General features: G+C 54.6%; 12 protein-coding genes, 1 tRNA gene and 3 pseudogenes. 10 read left to right on the forward strand and 6 right to left on the reverse strand.

From position 1 onward, the window contains the following. Window positions 1–205 precede the first annotated feature (205 nt). The 5 genes from HA46_RS11730 to HA46_RS11750 all read left to right on the forward strand — a co-directional run bounded on the left by HA46_RS11730 (window position 206) and on the right by HA46_RS11750 (window position 4,743). Window positions 206–442 (forward strand): DUF2171 domain-containing protein, encoded by a 237-nt coding sequence (locus HA46_RS11730; RefSeq protein ID WP_084884401.1) that lies wholly within the window; start codon window positions 206–208, stop codon window positions 440–442. Window positions 443–778: 336 nt separating this feature from the next. Further along, window positions 779–1,471 (forward strand): RraA family protein, encoded by a 693-nt coding sequence (locus HA46_RS11735; protein WP_084884403.1) that lies wholly within the window; start codon window positions 779–781, stop codon window positions 1,469–1,471. Beyond that, entirely contained in the window at window positions 1,471–2,421 is a 951-nt protein-coding gene (locus HA46_RS11740; protein WP_084884405.1) for a hydroxyacid dehydrogenase, read from the forward strand. The genes HA46_RS11735 and HA46_RS11740 overlap by 1 nt, the downstream gene beginning before the upstream one ends. After that, complete coding sequence (locus HA46_RS11745) at window positions 2,418–3,353, forward strand: SMP-30/gluconolactonase/LRE family protein (RefSeq protein ID WP_084884407.1); 936 nt, start codon at window positions 2,418–2,420, stop codon at window positions 3,351–3,353. Before HA46_RS11740 ends, HA46_RS11745 begins: the two co-directional genes overlap by 4 nt. A gap of 67 nt (window positions 3,354–3,420) precedes the next feature. Then, complete coding sequence (locus HA46_RS11750) at window positions 3,421–4,743, forward strand: MFS transporter (RefSeq protein ID WP_143807630.1); 1,323 nt, start codon at window positions 3,421–3,423, stop codon at window positions 4,741–4,743. A 71-nt stretch (window positions 4,744–4,814) separates the two neighbouring features. Here HA46_RS11750 and HA46_RS11755 read toward each other — a convergent pair whose 3' ends face one another. Together HA46_RS11755 and HA46_RS11760 are read right to left on the reverse strand one after the other, a co-directional pair. Next, a complete protein-coding gene (locus HA46_RS11755) occupies window positions 4,815–7,919 on the reverse strand; it encodes a multidrug efflux RND transporter permease subunit (protein ID WP_084884413.1) in 3,105 nt (1,034 codons plus the stop codon). A 47-nt stretch (window positions 7,920–7,966) separates the two neighbouring features. After that, window positions 7,967–8,860, reverse strand: coding sequence for an ABC transporter six-transmembrane domain-containing protein (locus tag HA46_RS11760; RefSeq protein WP_033788866.1), 894 nt, complete (start codon window positions 8,858–8,860; stop codon window positions 7,967–7,969). Between the two features lie 99 nt (window positions 8,861–8,959). On the opposite strand from HA46_RS11760, the gene HA46_RS11765 reads away from it, so the two are divergent. Further along, entirely contained in the window at window positions 8,960–9,535 is a 576-nt protein-coding gene (locus HA46_RS11765; RefSeq protein ID WP_084884415.1) for a TetR/AcrR family transcriptional regulator, read from the forward strand. A 64-nt stretch (window positions 9,536–9,599) separates the two neighbouring features. On the opposite strand, the gene HA46_RS11770 is transcribed toward HA46_RS11765, so the two are convergent. Continuing rightward, window positions 9,600–11,519 carry a methyl-accepting chemotaxis protein gene (locus HA46_RS11770; RefSeq protein WP_084884432.1) on the reverse strand — a complete coding sequence of 640 codons (1,920 nt, stop codon included), beginning with the start codon at window positions 11,517–11,519 and terminating at the stop codon, window positions 9,600–9,602. A gap of 494 nt (window positions 11,520–12,013) precedes the next feature. On the opposite strand from HA46_RS11770, the pseudogene HA46_RS21325 reads away from it, so the two are divergent. Both HA46_RS21325 and HA46_RS11780 read left to right on the forward strand, forming a co-directional pair. Beyond that, window positions 12,014–12,154, forward strand: a pseudogene (locus tag HA46_RS21325) (IS4 family transposase); the annotation flags it as partial. A 45-nt stretch (window positions 12,155–12,199) separates the two neighbouring features. Continuing rightward, a complete protein-coding gene (locus HA46_RS11780; protein WP_244277521.1) occupies window positions 12,200–12,547 on the forward strand; it encodes a DUF2303 family protein in 348 nt (115 codons plus the stop codon). 128 nt (window positions 12,548–12,675) lie between these two features. Here the strand turns inward: HA46_RS11780 and HA46_RS20860 are convergent, their stop codons facing one another. Next, entirely contained in the window at window positions 12,676–13,014 is a 339-nt protein-coding gene (locus tag HA46_RS20860) for a putative T6SS immunity periplasmic lipoprotein (protein ID WP_143807629.1), read from the reverse strand. 13 nt (window positions 13,015–13,027) lie between these two features. Then, complete coding sequence (locus tag HA46_RS11785) at window positions 13,028–13,543, reverse strand: type IV secretion protein Rhs (protein ID WP_084884418.1); 516 nt, start codon at window positions 13,541–13,543, stop codon at window positions 13,028–13,030. A gap of 63 nt (window positions 13,544–13,606) precedes the next feature. Between HA46_RS11785 and HA46_RS11790 the strand changes: the two are divergent. Continuing rightward, window positions 13,607–14,712 (forward strand): annotated as a pseudogene (locus HA46_RS11790) (DNA polymerase I); the annotation flags it as partial. Beyond that, window positions 14,699–15,052 (forward strand): annotated as a pseudogene (locus tag HA46_RS11795) (tyrosine-type recombinase/integrase); the annotation flags it as partial. The pseudogenes HA46_RS11790 and HA46_RS11795, both read left to right, overlap by 14 nt. A gap of 18 nt (window positions 15,053–15,070) precedes the next feature. Here the strand turns inward: HA46_RS11795 and HA46_RS11800 are convergent. After that, window positions 15,071–15,147, reverse strand: a tRNA-Arg gene (locus HA46_RS11800). Window positions 15,148–15,322 lie beyond the last annotated feature (175 nt).

Raw genomic sequence — 15,322 nt, forward strand, 5'->3', positions numbered from 1 at the left:
ATCTTTCTTTTTAGCGCCTGTCAGGGCCAGCGGAAATAACGGTTTATAGCGCCTAAAAGCAGAGGATTTCTCTGCCATAGTGCCCATAGTAAATATTTCATTTTGTTACTGACTTGACCGAACCGGCAGGTAGCGACCAGGCTTAGAGAGTCTTGAAGCACATCGAACGATGCGTTTCACCCCACTAACTCAGGATGGAGGCATTATGGTAAGCAAATCAGAAATTTTAGACCACGCTCAGGTTGTAGACGTTAACGGTGAACACGTCGGTATCGTCGACCATTTTGAGGGCGAAGATAAAATTAAGCTGGCTAAAAGCGATCCTGAAGCTGGCGGCAAGCACCACATTATCCCGTTTGACTGGGTGAAAGAGGTGGACGACAACAAGGTTATCCTCTCTAAATCTAAAGCAGATGTGGAAAGCGAGTGGCAGTCTGCCTGATTTTCCGCGCCGCGGCCTGCGCCGCGGCGTCTGTTTTCCCTCGCTTCAACGCCACCGTTTCCGACCACTCTTTTTATCCGCCGCTCACGCATTTATTACCGTCTACGCACTAAAAGCCCGTGCAAGATGGCCGTTGTGCCGCGCCATTTACCCCGCGTCTGCCCCCGTAAAATCTCCTTCAGGCGCTATCGGCCATTAACTGAGCAAATTGTGATTCACATCTTATTTACACCATAAATAAAACCTTAACAGTAGCGGGCCACAAATTAACATCGCTATAGTAGTTTTACATTGTACAACCATGTTGCACACAGTAAAACAAAGCGAGAAAACTCTATGTCAAATGCAGACAACATCTTCATCAAACGCGATATCACTCGCGTTTCGCCGGAGCTGGTGAAACAGGCCGCGGAGTTTCAGGCCGCTATCCTGGCAGATGTCGCGGGCCGTCGCGGCACGCTGCACGGTCGCGTTAAGCCGCTTGCCGCCACAATGAAAGTGGCAGGCCCCGCCATCACCGTTGAAGTTCGCCCCGGTGACAACCTTGCGATCCATGCGGCGCTAGCTATCGCTCAGCCTGGCGATGTCATCGTGGTGGATGGTAAAGGCGATATCAGCTGCGCGCTGATTGGCGAGATTATGTCGACCCAGGCTCACGCCTCCGGTATTGCCGGCATTATCATCGATGGCGCGGTGCGCGATGCGGATGCGCTGCGCGAAAATGGCTTTCCGGTCTTTTCGGCGGGTCTGAACCCGTGCGGCCCGACAAAGTCTATTGCTGGCCGCGTTAATTACCCGACTTCGGTCGCCGGCGCGTCGATAGAGCCGGGCGACCTGATTATTGGCGATGCCGATGGTGTGGTGGCGCTACCGCGCGAAGCCGTCCCTGCCCTGCTCGACCTGGCGCAGAAAAAGCTGGATGCCGAGAATAAACGTATTGCGGGCATTCGCGATGGCGATATTCGCGCGCCCTGGCTGGAAAAAGCGCTGCGTAATGCCGGTATGCTGGCTGAAGGGGAGGCTCTGTAATGGCTCACGCTAAACCGGTTATTCTGATCACCGGCAGCGATATTGCGCCAGAGGCGCTGGAGCTGCTGACCAACTTTGAACTGGTCTACGCGGGCAGGCAGCCGAACGAAGATGACTTATGTCGGCTGTGTGAGCAGCACGATCCCGTTGCCTTCATCGTACGCTACGGCAAGATCACGGCACGCATTATGGATGCGGCCCCGCACCTGCGGGTGATCTCCAAACACGGCAGCGGCATCGACGTGATCGATCAAAAAGCGGCGGCGGAACGGCACATCAGCGTTCAGTCAGCCCCAGGGGCCAATGCCGCGGCGGTTGCTGAACACGCCTGGGCCATGATTCTGGCGTGCGCAAAATCGGTGATGCCGCTGGATCGCCGTATGCGGGAGGGACACTGGGATAAGTCCACCCACAAGTCGGTGGAGCTGGAAGGCAGAACGCTGGGTCTGGTCGGGCTGGGCGCCATCGGCGCACGGGTCGCCCGTATCGGCAATGCGTTCGGCATGAAGGTGCTGGCTTACGATCCCTTCGCCAAATCCTTTCCTGAAGGCTGTCGATCCGTCTCGCTGGAGACGCTGCTGCAAAGCGCGGATGTGATCTCCCTGCACTGCCCGCTGACCGACGAAACGCGCGATATGATCAACCGCGACACGCTGGCCTGGTGTAAAAAAGGCGCGATACTGGTCAACACCGCCCGCGGCGGTCTGATTAACGATGAGGATCTGCTGCGCGCGCTTAACGACGGCACCCTGAGCTGGGCAGCGCTCGACAGCTTTACCGTTGAACCCTTAACGACTCCCCATCTCTGGCAGGAGGTCGGGAACGTTATCCTGTCACCGCACATTGGCGGCGTCAGCGATAAATCGTTCGTTAAAATGGGCACGGCAGCGGCCAGTAACGTCCTGAAAGCGCTGGCAGAACCGCTGAAAAGCGAAGGTGCGCTGCCATGATGTTCCTGAGCCCGCCAGAGATACGCACTACGACGCTGTTTACGCGTCTGCCTGATACCTTCCGCCAGCCAGACCCCAGCAATGTCTGGGCGCAGGCCAACCGGGGCGGCCAGCCGGTCGACTCGTTTCTGGAGGGGCCGGTATGGCATCCATCGGGATGCCTTTACCTGACTGACATCCCTTACGGTCGCATTTTCAAAGTGGATATGCAGGGCAACTGGGAGCTGATCGTACAGTACGACGGTGAGCCGAACGGCATGAAACTGATTTCGGCGGATACGCTGCTTATCACCGATTACCGCCACGGTTTAATGAAGCTCTCTCTGAACGATTGCAGCGTGACGCCCTGGCTGGCTCGACGCAACAGCGAAAGCTTTCGCGGCGTCAACGATCTGACGCCAGACAGCCAGGGGAATCTCTATTTCACCGACCAGGGCCAGACCGGGCTGCACGATCCCACCGGTCGCGTCTACCGCCTGTCGCCGCAGGGGAAACTGGATTTGCTGCTTGATAACTGCCCCAGCCCGAACGGGCTGGTGTTATCGCCAGATGAAAAAATCCTGTATGTCGCCATGACGCGCGGCAACGCCATCTGGCGCTGTCCGCTACAGCCGGACGGTTCCGTCAGTAAAGTCGGTCAGTTCTTTACCTCCTGGGGCCCCAGCGGGCCTGACGGGCTGGCGATCAATGCCGAGGGCGAGCTGCTGATTGCCAATCCAGGACTGGGACGCGTCTGGCATTTAAATGAGCTGGCCGAGCCGGTAGAGATCCTCATTAGCCCGCTGGGCCGGTCGACAACTAATCTTTGCTACGGCGGTGATGATTTGCGCCAGTTATACATCACCGAATCCGTTTCAGGCTCGATACTGACCTGCTCAATGGCCACGCCCGGCAAGCCTGTTCCCGTCCCGTCCCTCGTTCCTGCCAGATAAAAAGGTGTGCGCGCCACGCGCACAGGAGATTGCTATGGCCCTGCTTACCTCGACTGAAGAGAATAATATGACTTCATCGCCGGGCGCGCCCGGCGTGCGGAGTCCCCTCAACGAGCACGATTTTACCCTCAGCGAAACGGCGGCAAAAAAAGCCTTCAGGCGTATGTTGCCGTTTATTTTTATTTGCTATGTCGTCAGCTACCTGGACAGAACCAACGTGAGCTTTGCCGCGCTGGGGATGAACAATGATTTAGGGATTACCGCCGAACAGTTCGGTTTTGGCGCCGGTATGTTCTTTATTGGCTACTTCCTGTTTGAAATTCCCAGCAATCTGATTATGCAAAAGGTGGGCGCGCGCGTCTGGATTGCGCGCATTATGATCTCATGGGGGCTGATCTCCATGCTCACCGCCTTTGTAACCGGCCCGACGAGCTTTGCCGCTGCGCGTTTCCTGCTTGGCGTGGCTGAAGCGGGCTTTACCCCGGGCATCTATCTGTTTTTCACCTACTGGTTTCCCGGCGCCTGGCGCGCAAAAATCACGGCGGCCTTTCTGGTGGGGATACCTGTCGCCAATATCATTGGCGCGCCGGTTTCAGGTGCGCTGATGCAAATCACCCATCACGAGCACATTCGCAACTGGCAGTGGCTACTGCTGATTGAGGGCGCGCCGGCGGTGGTTTTAGGCATTGTCTGTCTGTTCTTCCTGAGCGATAAGCCGGCGAAAGCAAAATGGCTAAGCGATGCGGAAAAAAGCGTGCTGACCCGACGCCTGGAGTCGGAACAGCAAAAGATCGCCGCCTCCCACGGCTCGAGCCTGAAGGATGCGCTGAAAAATCCCCTGCTCTACCTGCTGGCCTTGATCAACTTTTGCGGCATTGTCGGCTCCATTGGGGTTGGCCTGTGGATGCCTCAGATCATTAAACAACTCGGCGTCAGCCATACGCAGACGGGCTTTCTGACCGCCGTGCCCTATCTGTGCGGCGCGATAGCGATGCTGCTGTGGGCGCAGCGTGCCAACCGGGCAAAAAACCGCATTGTCTGGATTAGCGGAGCGCTATTTATCGCTGCGGTTGCCCTTGCCGCCAGTGCGCTGGTAGATGAGCCGGTGCTGAAAATGATCGCCCTCTGCTTTGCCGTCAGCGGCATCCTCTCTTTTCAGGCCTCGTTCTGGGCGCTGCCTTCCGGCTTTCTGACCGGCAGCGCGGCCGCAGGAGGGCTGGCGATGATCGTCTCTGTTGGTAACCTGGGCGGTTTCTTTGGGCCTTCGCTGATCGGCTATATCAAACAGATAACTGACGGATTTATGTGGCCGCTGCTGGCGGTCTCTGCCGTGCTGCTGCTGGGCTCGCTGGCTGTCGCGCTGGTGAAAGATCCCTATCGTCATATCTGACCCTGCCCTGCCAGTGCGACCCGGTTGTACTGGCAGTCAGCCTCAGGATAACCTGAGGCCAGCGGCTTTCTTTACCTTTTCAGCGCGCCGCTCAGCCTTTGCACCGCAGAGGTGATAATGACAAAGCACGCCGGCACGAAGAAGATGGCCAGCAGCGTGCCGCTGATCATCCCGCCAAAAACGCCTGTGCCAATCGCGTTCTGGGTGCTTTTACTGGCCCCGCTCGCCAGCATCAGCGGCACCACGCCAAGCGTAAAGGCCAGCGACGTCATGATAATGGGGCGCAGGCGTAACCGGGCGGCCTCTCTGGCCGCCTCAGCCAGGGGTTTGCCCTGCGCATAAAGCTGCCGGGCAAACTCCACGATCAGGATGGCGTTTTTGGTTGAAAGTCCGATGAGCGTAATCATGCCGACCTTGAAAAAAACGTCGTTCGGCATCCCCGCGACAAACACCGCCAGCAGCGCGCCCGCCATACCCAGCGGAACGACAAGGATGACGGAAAGCGGCACTGACCAGCTCTCATACAGCGCGGCAAGCACCAGGAAAACAACCAGCACGGATAAGGCTGTCAGCAAAGGCATCTGCGCCGCGGTGCTGCGCTCCTGCAGCGAGGCGCCGGTCCACTCGGCGAAATAGCCTGTCGGCAATGATGCCGCGAGCCTGTTCATCTCAGCCATCGCCGCGCCGCTGGCGTAACCCTCGCCGGGACTGCCGGCGATTTTAATGGCCGGATAGCCCTGATAACGGCTGAGCTGCTGTGGCGACTGCGACCACTTTGCCGTGACAAAGGCCGACAGCGGCACCATCTCGCCCGAAGCATTCCTGACGTAGAGCCTGAGTAAATCCGCCAGCTGCATGCGGAAGGCGGAATCCGCCTGCACGATAACCTGCTGCACGCGTCCGTTATCCACGTAGTCATTTACGTAATTTGAGCCGATGGCGGATGACAGCATCTGGTTAATGTCGTCAAAGCTGACGCCCATCGCCTGCGCTTTCTCCCTGTCCACCTCAAGCGCGGCGCTGACGCCCTCGGGCAACCCCTCAATGTAGACATCCCTCACCACGCCGCTCTGGCTGGCCTTTTCCGTCAGCGCATTAGCCGCCTGCAACAAGGCGGCGTAGCCGCGACCGGCGCGATCCTCGAGGTAAAGATCAAAACCTGATGACGTCCCCATATCGGAGATGGCGGGCGGCATCAGGCTCATTACCGTGGCGGCAGCGTCGTTGTTCATTGTGGCCTGAACAAATGCCGCTTCGCCATCCGCGGTTGCGCCCTGGCGTTCGCCCCAGTCCTTCAGCGTGGTAAAGGCCAGTGCGGTGTTCGGGCCGGAGCCGGAAAAACCAAAGCCGAAAATAGAGATATTGCTGGCGATGCCCGGCCTTGCCATGATCGCTTTTTCAAGCCGATCGACCACGTAGCGGGTTCTTTCCTGCGTGGCGTCTGACGGCAGCTGTATCGACGTCATAAAGTAGCCCTGATCCTCATCGGGGATAAACGATGAGGGCAGCGCCGAATAGCCGGCAAAAACCGCCGCGCACAGCGCGGCGTAAATCAGCATGACGCGGCCGCTGCGGCGCAACGTGGCGTGCACCCCTTGCTCATAGCGGGCCGTCAGGGCGCTGAAGCGGCGGTTAAACCAGCCTGCAAAGCCCCGCCTCTCCTCGCCGCGCTGCGCAACCGGCTTCAGCAGCGAAGCGCACAGCGCGGGCGTCATGGTCAGCGCGAGGAAAGCCGAGAACAGAATGGAAACGGCCATCGAGAGCGTGAACTGGCGGTAGATAACCCCGACCGAGCCGGTCGCGAATCCCATCGGGATAAACACGGCGGTCAGCACCAGCGTAATGCCGATAATCGCCGGCGTGATCTCGCGCATCGCCTCACGCGTTGCCTCTTTCGGCGACAGGCCTTTTTCCGCCATCAGGCGCTCAACGCTCTCCACCACCACAATCGCATCGTCCACGATGATGCCGATGGCCAGCACCATGCCGAACATGGTCAGCACGTTAATGGAAAATCCGCTCGCCAGCATCACGGTAAAGGTGCCGAGCAGCGCCACCGGCGCGACAATCGCCGGAATAAAGGTGCAGCGCAGATTCTGCAGAAACAGCAGCATCACCAGAAAAACCAGCACCATGGCTTCAATAAAGGTGTGTATGACTTTCTCAATCGACAGCTTCACAAAGGGCGCGGTATCAAAAGGCACCGAGAACGCCATGCCCTGCGGCAGCACCGTTGAGAGTTCATTCAGGCGTGAACGCACGCCTTCTGCGGTGCTGACGGCATTGGCGCCAGGCATGAGCTGAACCGCTGCGGCCGTGGCCGCGTGTCCGTTTTCGCGAATAGCGAACGCGTAGCTTTGCAGCCCCTGCTCCACGCGCGCCACGTCAGCCAGCCGGACGCGCGAGCCGTTGCTCAGCGCCTTAAGCGTAATGTTGCGGAAATCTTCCACCGAACTGAGCTGTCCGCGCACCGTGAGCGGGTAGGTGACGGACTGGCCGGGCTGCGCCGGTTCATCGCCGATCCTGCCGGGCGAGACCTGGGCGTTCTGCTGGCTCAGGGCTGTCGTGACGTCGCTGACCGAAAGCTTATAGTTGTACAGCTTGATCGGATCCAGCCACACGCGCATCGCTTTCTCCGCGCCGAACAGCTGCACTTTGCCGACGCCCGGCACGCGCCGCAGCTCCTCAGAAACGTTGCGCGCAAAATAGTCGCTCAGGTCCTGTTCGCCGTACTGCCCCGTGGGCGAGCGCAACCCGACAATCATCAGAAAGCCCGAGTTGGCCGCCTCCACGTTCAGCCCGTTCTGGCGGACGGTTTGCGGCAGGCGGGGTTCGGCCACCTTGATTTTATTCTGCACATCAACCTGAGCGAGCCTGATGTCCGTGCCGGGTTTAAAGGTCACCGTGATGGTGGCGGTGCCTGAGGTATCGCTTGAAGACTCGAAGTAGAGTATGTCGTCGACGCCGGAGATCTCTCTTTCAATCAGCGAGATAACCGATTCATTCATGGTTTCTGGCGTGGCGCCCGGATAGGTCACCGTAATGCTGACGCCCGGCGGGGCCACCGGGGGATACTGCGCCACCGGCAGCTGCGGAATGGCAATGACGCCCGCCAGGACGATAAACAGGGCGATAACCCAGGCGAAAACGGGCCTTTCAATAAAGAATTGCGGCATCGGAATATCCGGTGGTTAAGCGGGAGGCGGTCATTTCTACGTTATGCTCAGATTTGCCCGGTGTTGACGCGGCGGCCGATGTCTTTGAGCTGGGAGTACTTTTCCAGCAGCTGCGGGCCGTCATCCAGACTCATGGCGAACATCCACATATAGGTCATCACCGAATAGATGTGACCAGCATCGTGAACGCCGTTTAGCGTCATGTAGAGAATGGTCATGGCGAACAGCAGCGCAGTCACGCACCCAATGGCCAGATATCCCATGGCTTCACGATCGGAAAGTCGGATACGCAAGCCGGCCAGCACGCCGTAATGCTTCGCCAGCGCAGGCGCGCTGGCGGTGCTGACAAAGCCGACCTCTTTTTCCAGCCGGTTATTCAGACGCACAAATAGCGCTTCGTTTTTACGCGTGAAGCCGGGCAGAAAGCCGCCAAAGAAAACCAGGATGGCGATACAGGCGATGCCGGTCCAGAACTCAATAGCCAGCAGCATCACCGCGGCTCCCGTAATCGACGCGACGGAGGTGATCAACACCGGCAGATGCTTCTCGAAAAAATCGACGAATTCGCGCGACAGCGTCACGCGCGCCGCAATGGTCGATGCGCCCTGATTTTCGCTGCGCTGCGTCAGGATCACCGGTACCGCCAGCTCGGCGTATATACGGGCAAAAGTGCGGGTATCTACGCTGCGGCGCGCGGCGCCAATCGCCCACATGATAAATACCATGCCCGCGTATAGCATAGCGTGCAGCGCCCGCCCCGACAGAATGGCGTTGATGGCAAACCCCGCCAGTAACGGGTAGAGCAGATACATAACGTTCTCGACAACGACCAGCAAAAAAGTGAGCAGCAGCTTTTTACGATGCCGCCGTCCCAACATTTTCAGGGTCTGCAGAGCGCTGCGAGCAGGCGCAGGCGGCGCTGGCGTTTTGAATATTTGCATGTTTAACTTCTGATTATGATGTTCTTGAGCGGTTGCTCAAGACTGGGGCGAGTCTATTTGAGCACTTGCTCAAAGTCAATGCAGGGAAATAATGTAGCCATGCCAGCTGAAAATCTTCGCGCTAAAATCCTCGACGGAGCGATAGCGCTTTTTATCGATAAAGGTATCGATAACGTGACGACCCGGGAGCTTACCGAGCATGTCGGTATCTCACGTAGCCATATCTATCACTATTTCCGCGACTGGCGTTCACTCAGGCTGGAGGCGGTTGAGCGTTTTATGCAGGCCGATCTTGAAGCTTTTAAAGAGGCTATCGCCGGTTTCGCGCCGGATGTCGCGCTTGATGCTTTTATTACCAGTTTGCCGGCAACCCAGGATGCGGACTGGCTGCTGTACAATTCGGTCTGGACGCAGGCCCAGCACGATCCGGCCTATGCCGATTTGGCCATGAACAACATGAACAGGTGGTTTAGCCTTTTAGAAAGGCTTATTGAAACGGGCATTGGCCAGGGACTTTACCGGCAGGTCGATGTGGCGCGCACCGCCCGTATGATAGGCGGCGCGGTAAATGGCTATGCAGATATTCTGAGCGTCAGTCCCACAGCAGCGGGCTTCCAGCAAGCGAAAGAGGATTTACGCTATTTGGTTAAACAGCTTTTAAGCGTTGCTGAGTGAATAGCGGGCATTCGCTGGGCGGTGTTGCCGTTTTGTGCCCCTCTTCCCGAGGGGCTTTGATAAATCAAAAGGTTACCCAGTCATTCTCAGCAGGCGTAGCGGATGCCGGCTTCTTAAGGCTGTTTCTGTTATCCGCTACTTTCTGATGCATCGCAGGCGTCGATGACGGCAGTCGGAAGACGGAGACGGTTTTTTCCAGCCCAAGCGCCTGCTCTTCAAGGCTGCTGGCCGCCGCTGAAGACTCCTCCACCAGCGCCGCGTTCTGCTGCGTAGTGGTATCCATTTCCGTCATCGCCTGAGCAATCTGGGTAATGCCCCGATTCTGCTCATCCGACGCAGCGGCAATTTCGCCCATGATATCCCTGACCTGCGACACGGATCGGACGATATCCTGCATCGTATCTCCGGCGCGATTAACCAGCTCAGTCCCGCCGTTGACCCGCTCCAGCGACTCCCGGATTAACGTTTCAATCTCTTTTGCAGCCAGCGAACTCCGCTGTGCCAGATTTCTTACCTCGCCGGCAACCACCGCGAACCCACGCCCCTGTTCACCCGCCCGGGCCGCCTCAACAGCCGCGTTGAGCGCAAGGATATTGGTCTGAAAGGCGATACCGTTTATCACGGTAATGATCTCGCCGATTTTTCCAGAACTCTGGCTGATGCCGCCCATCGTGGTAATGACGTCTCTGATGATTTCCCCACCCCGCCCGGCATTATGCGAAGCCTCAGTGGCCAGCCGGCTGGCATGATGCGCGTTTTCAGCATTCTGTTTTACCGTCGAAGTCAGCTCTTCCATACTTGCTGCGGTTTCAACGACGGCTGCGGATTGCTGCTCGGTTCGCGACGACAAATCGATATTGCCTGCGGCAATTTCCGAGGATGCGCGCGCCACGCCGTTTACGCCGTCACGAACGCGCGAAATGATGGTTCGAAGGCTCAGGTTCATGGCGTTGACAGCGGTCATTAGCTGACCCAGCTCATCAGAGCGCGTGCTGGCTATTTCCGACGTCAAATCGCCTTCCGCAATACGCTGCGCGGAAGAGAGGGTTTCTTTAAGGGGCCGGGTAATGCTACGGGTCATCTGCCATGCAACCAGAAGGCTAAGCACGATGCAGGCGATAGTGGTAAAACCAATCTGCCAGAGCGCCGTCTCAATATACTTGCCTGCCATTTCTGACTGATAAAGCGCCAAATCTGTCATCGTTTTATTCAGCGTCACTGCGGCTCCGGTCATCTCGTCTGAAGCCAGTTTTTCTGAATGTGCCTGCTGAAGATATTTTTGCAACAGAGCGGGCATGGCTGCGCTTTCCTGTCGCATGGCTGTCAGCAATTCGCTGAGCAAAGCATCATCAGAGGTACCCGCCGTTGCCATAAGCGGCTGAATTTCATCGAGTTGCCTGATAAGGGTATTCAATAACGCTTCATCTGGCTTTGTGAGGTAATCTCGTAATTTCAAAGAGAGAGAATCAATTTTCGATTTCAGTGAAAAAATCGCCGCCGCTGTTTCAGGGGGTACAAAAGATGCACGTGAAGAGAGCTGCTCTGCGAATGAAGGAAAAGCGATTGCGGTTAGTTCAGTTAATGCGCTGTCGGTGCTGTTCGTCGCGGCAAGAAAGCTCGCTCGTTTATCCTGATACCTTTTCAGATTCTGTTCGAGCTGGATGACTTTCGCATCCCCTTCAGCAGACCATACGTGTTCTTCGAGATTATCTTTCAATACGGTCAGCTTATTCATTGCCGTCCCGTTAAGCTCAAAATACTTTTTATCCCTTGTATATTGAAACAGCGTCCGATTCAGCCTGGCGTCACTAAGCGTATTGGCCATATCAACGATAATGTCACGTTTAGCCGAGTTTTCCTGAATGCTAAAAAAACAGCGGAACGCAAGCAGCGCAATGATGACAGAAGCAAAGATCACTAACGCGAAACCCAGCGTTAATTTGCCGCCTATCTTCAGGTTGGGAAAAATATTCATAACTTTCATGGATGCAGCCCCTGTTTGGCAGTTTTTCAGTGGCAAAAAGCCCTGCTGGATATCTGCTTTATCGGGAAAATATTCGTAAAATTTATATTTATTTTGAGGCACAGCGCATCTGTCTGCATTTAAATTGACAAAGATCACTTTTCTGCCGCTTAAAACAAGAGGCCGAACATTAAGATACCTAACCATTTCCTGTGCAATAATAAACATAAAAAGAGAAATAACGCGCGCCCGCGTTCCGTTTCCCCTGGACGCTAAAAATATGCGCGAAACATCCTCTTCAAGAAAATTTAAACGCCTAAAAGCCCTCTTCCGCCCTAAAGAAAATAATAACAATGACGTTAACTATAATTAGCCTCACCAGGGTAAGTTAAAAATAAAGAAGTACTTCACCCCACTTACGTCTGAGGAATCCCCAGAAATGTGCGGGTGAAAAAAGACAGGCATAGGGTTTTGTGATCTACTGATTGTGCTAGCAATTCAATGAGATTACCCCTATGCCTGTCTATCAAGTATGCCAGAAGTTTTTCCGCGATTCTTTTATGCCATTCCACAAATAGCGGCAAAATGCCTTGCTGGATGCCACTACCGCGATAGTGAACGGGGCATCACTTTCACTAACCAGCATCGGACGCTATAGCCACTCCGCAGTTTATCAGTGCGTAAAGTCCAAACCCTGGAAGATTTGGGAAGAACATGATGAAACCGCTATGGGACAGAAGGCTTTCACTGAATTTCTGGAGGACCGCGCTGGCGACATTGTTACCCCAACCAGTGCGGAACTGCTGGAAATTGCAACTAAATTCCCGGTGGTTTGCAAAGCAGTGTTTGGTTCCGCTATCCGCCTCGCCACCGGGGAGTTTCAGTTCAACTACAGCGATGAAAACGACAAAGGCACCATTGAAGTACCAGAAGTTATCACGCTGGGGCTGGCACTGTTCCACAGCGGTAAATCATATGAGGTGCAGGCCCGTTGCGCTACCGCCTGCGCAAAGTTAAGCTGGCCTTCACCTTCAAGCTCATTAACCTGAAGCGCGTACTCTCAACGTCTTTAACTCAGTCGTTGAGAGTGTTAAAGCCGGTGTGGCCGAAGCAACTGCCTACGATGCGCAAGCCTGATTGACATTCCTCCACCCGTCAAAAAGCCGGTTGTTTTTTATTACTTGCTATAGGTTTTTGTTACTTTTTTATGGGCATCAGTTATAAACTCGAACCGATACTTTTCACCGCCTAATACATAAATCAACTCATAGTTCGTACTGTTTTTAAGAATCAAAGGTATGCAGGTATCAGGATTTTTTTTCGCGATATTACCTTCCGTTAAAATAGGCACCTTATAGCTATTTTCTGACGAACTTAAAGAATAATATTCCAAAATATCGCCTGAAGCCGATGCTATACAAATCTGATTTTCATTTATGGTTGCGCTACCCTTCTTATGAAACGCAAGTCTGTCGCCAGCGCAGCCCGCCAGCAGGAAAAGGGAAAGGCATAACAAAAATTTTTTATCATTAAGGAAACCCTTTTAAAATCCCTTGGTATTTAGCAACCAAATCTTTCACGGGTTGAGACGAATCATAGTCTTTATAATTGATCATTCTTTTGTTCTTTACGAAGCCAGGCTTCATTAGCAACCAGTAATCGGACGCTATTGAAGCCTGCTGCTCCATCGAATAATCAGATAATTTTTTCTTATCAAGGCTATACTTGTAATTCGCAGCCCATGAAACCAAACCACGTATTCTGACGTTCATACCACGCTGGTATTGCCAGACGTGCATCATTTCATGCATAAAAAGATGCTGATAATCAACCGAAGCCATAGAATAATCATCACGATAAACGTTGGTTTCAAACCATATCTCACCGTTCGGGGTCATCGCTGTATTATTTTCCTGCAAACCAAATGGCAGATAGCTACCATGATGAACCCATACCCGATTGTACTGGATGTTGTGACAGTATAGCTCAGTTGCCAGACGAATTTCGCCCGAAGTTAATAATCGCAAACCACCTCTTTTAAGCATAGGGACTCCTTCCCACATAACGTCTATTCATTTCAGGTTAACCCTATTACATAAGGCAACTTTATGTCCAAGATATTATGGCTTGATCTCGAGGCTTTCGGCGAAGTGCCCATAAAAAACGGAACCCATGCTTACGCCGAAAATGTTGAAATAATGCTGTTTGCCTGGGCTATCGATACTGCGCCGGTACAGGTATGGAACGTTACCGCTAATGTAAAAAACCCTATTGAACTCTGACTTGCGCTCAAAAATCCTGATGTGCTGATTTATGCCTGCAATAGCCATTTCGACCGCACGGTGTTAAAGCACGCCATGCCGGGTGTCGCTGTCGGTGGTGTGGAGCGCTGGCGGGATAAAATGGTCAGGGCGCTGCCCCCCGGTCTGCCGGGTTAGCCAGGTGACCTGCGCGACATTCCCAGTGTTTCGCACGATAAGGTTGGTAAGCAACTGATCCAGCTATTCTGTAAGCCTCGCCCCAAAAACAGCACTATCCGCCGCGCTACAGCCAAAACACATCCTGTCAAATTGCAGTGATTCGTTGAGTACGCCGGGCTGGATATTGATGCCATGCGAGAGAACGACAAAAAGCTCCCTGGCTGGAATTGCTCAGGTCAGAAACTGGCGCTTTGGCACCGTGATCAGCGCATTAATGATCGCGGTGTATTTATGGATGTGCAGCTTGCAGAGGCAGCGGTTACGGCTGTTGAGATGGAACAGAAGGTTCTGGCCAAACGAACGCGGGAACTCACGGACAACGAAGTGCAGGCGGCAACACAGCGTGACGGCATGCTGAAGCACATAGCAGAAGCCTTTAGTATAGAACTGCCCGATATGCAGGCCTGCACCTTGCAGCGCTGAGTAACCATCCTGATTTACCGTTTGAACTTCGTGAATTACTCGCTATTCGCCTACAGGTCAGTTCCACCAGCACCAGCAAATACAAAGCCCTGATGAAGGGCGTCAGCCGCTACGGACGCCTGCGCGGGACGTTACAGTTTTGCGGGGCATCACGTACAGGCCGCTGGGCCGGTCGCTTATTTCAGCCGCAAAACCTTCCCAGACCAACGCTAACGCATAACGACATTGATTTTAGTATTGAAGCACTGAAAGCCGGGTGCGCCGACCTGCTTTATGATGATGTGATATTCACGCTGAGTGTTTGTACACGACAAGGCGAAACATCGCAGCGACGGAACGCTGGCGCCGGCAGGGAGAAAAATGCGTAGCGATGATAACACGGCATGGAATATCGGTCTAAAGCGCGCGGGCATAGAAGACTTTCGTTTTCACGACCTGAAGCATACCTGGGCAAGCTGGCTAATCCAGTCTGGTGTTCCCTTGACTGCGCTGCAGGAAATAGGGGGATGGGAAAGCATCGAAATGGTACGCAGGTATGCTCACCTGGCACCCAGTCATCTTACGGAACATGCGAGGCATATTGATGCGATTTTTGGCAGTCGCGTCCCAAATCTGTCCCATGTGGAAAATTTAAAAGCAGGAGGAGAGTGATAACTCATTGAAATGTAATGGCACGCCCTACAGGATTCGAACCTGTGACCTACGGCTTAGAAGGCCGGTGCTCTATCCAGCTGAGCTAAGGGCGCACGGGGATGGCGAGGATTATACGGCGAGACCTCAACGAGTCAACGATTTTGGCCGCTGCCGCAATGCATATGCCGAAGAATCAGACAACGGGCGGCGATTCAGAACCTGACAGCACGCCGCGCTTCTGACAGAATAGGCGCCTTCCCCGATTCAACACAACACAGTGGATTTCCT

Origin of the sequence: Pantoea septica (genome assembly GCF_002095575.1) — a bacterium.
Taxonomy (GTDB): Bacteria; Pseudomonadota; Gammaproteobacteria; order Enterobacterales; family Enterobacteriaceae; genus Pantoea; species Pantoea septica.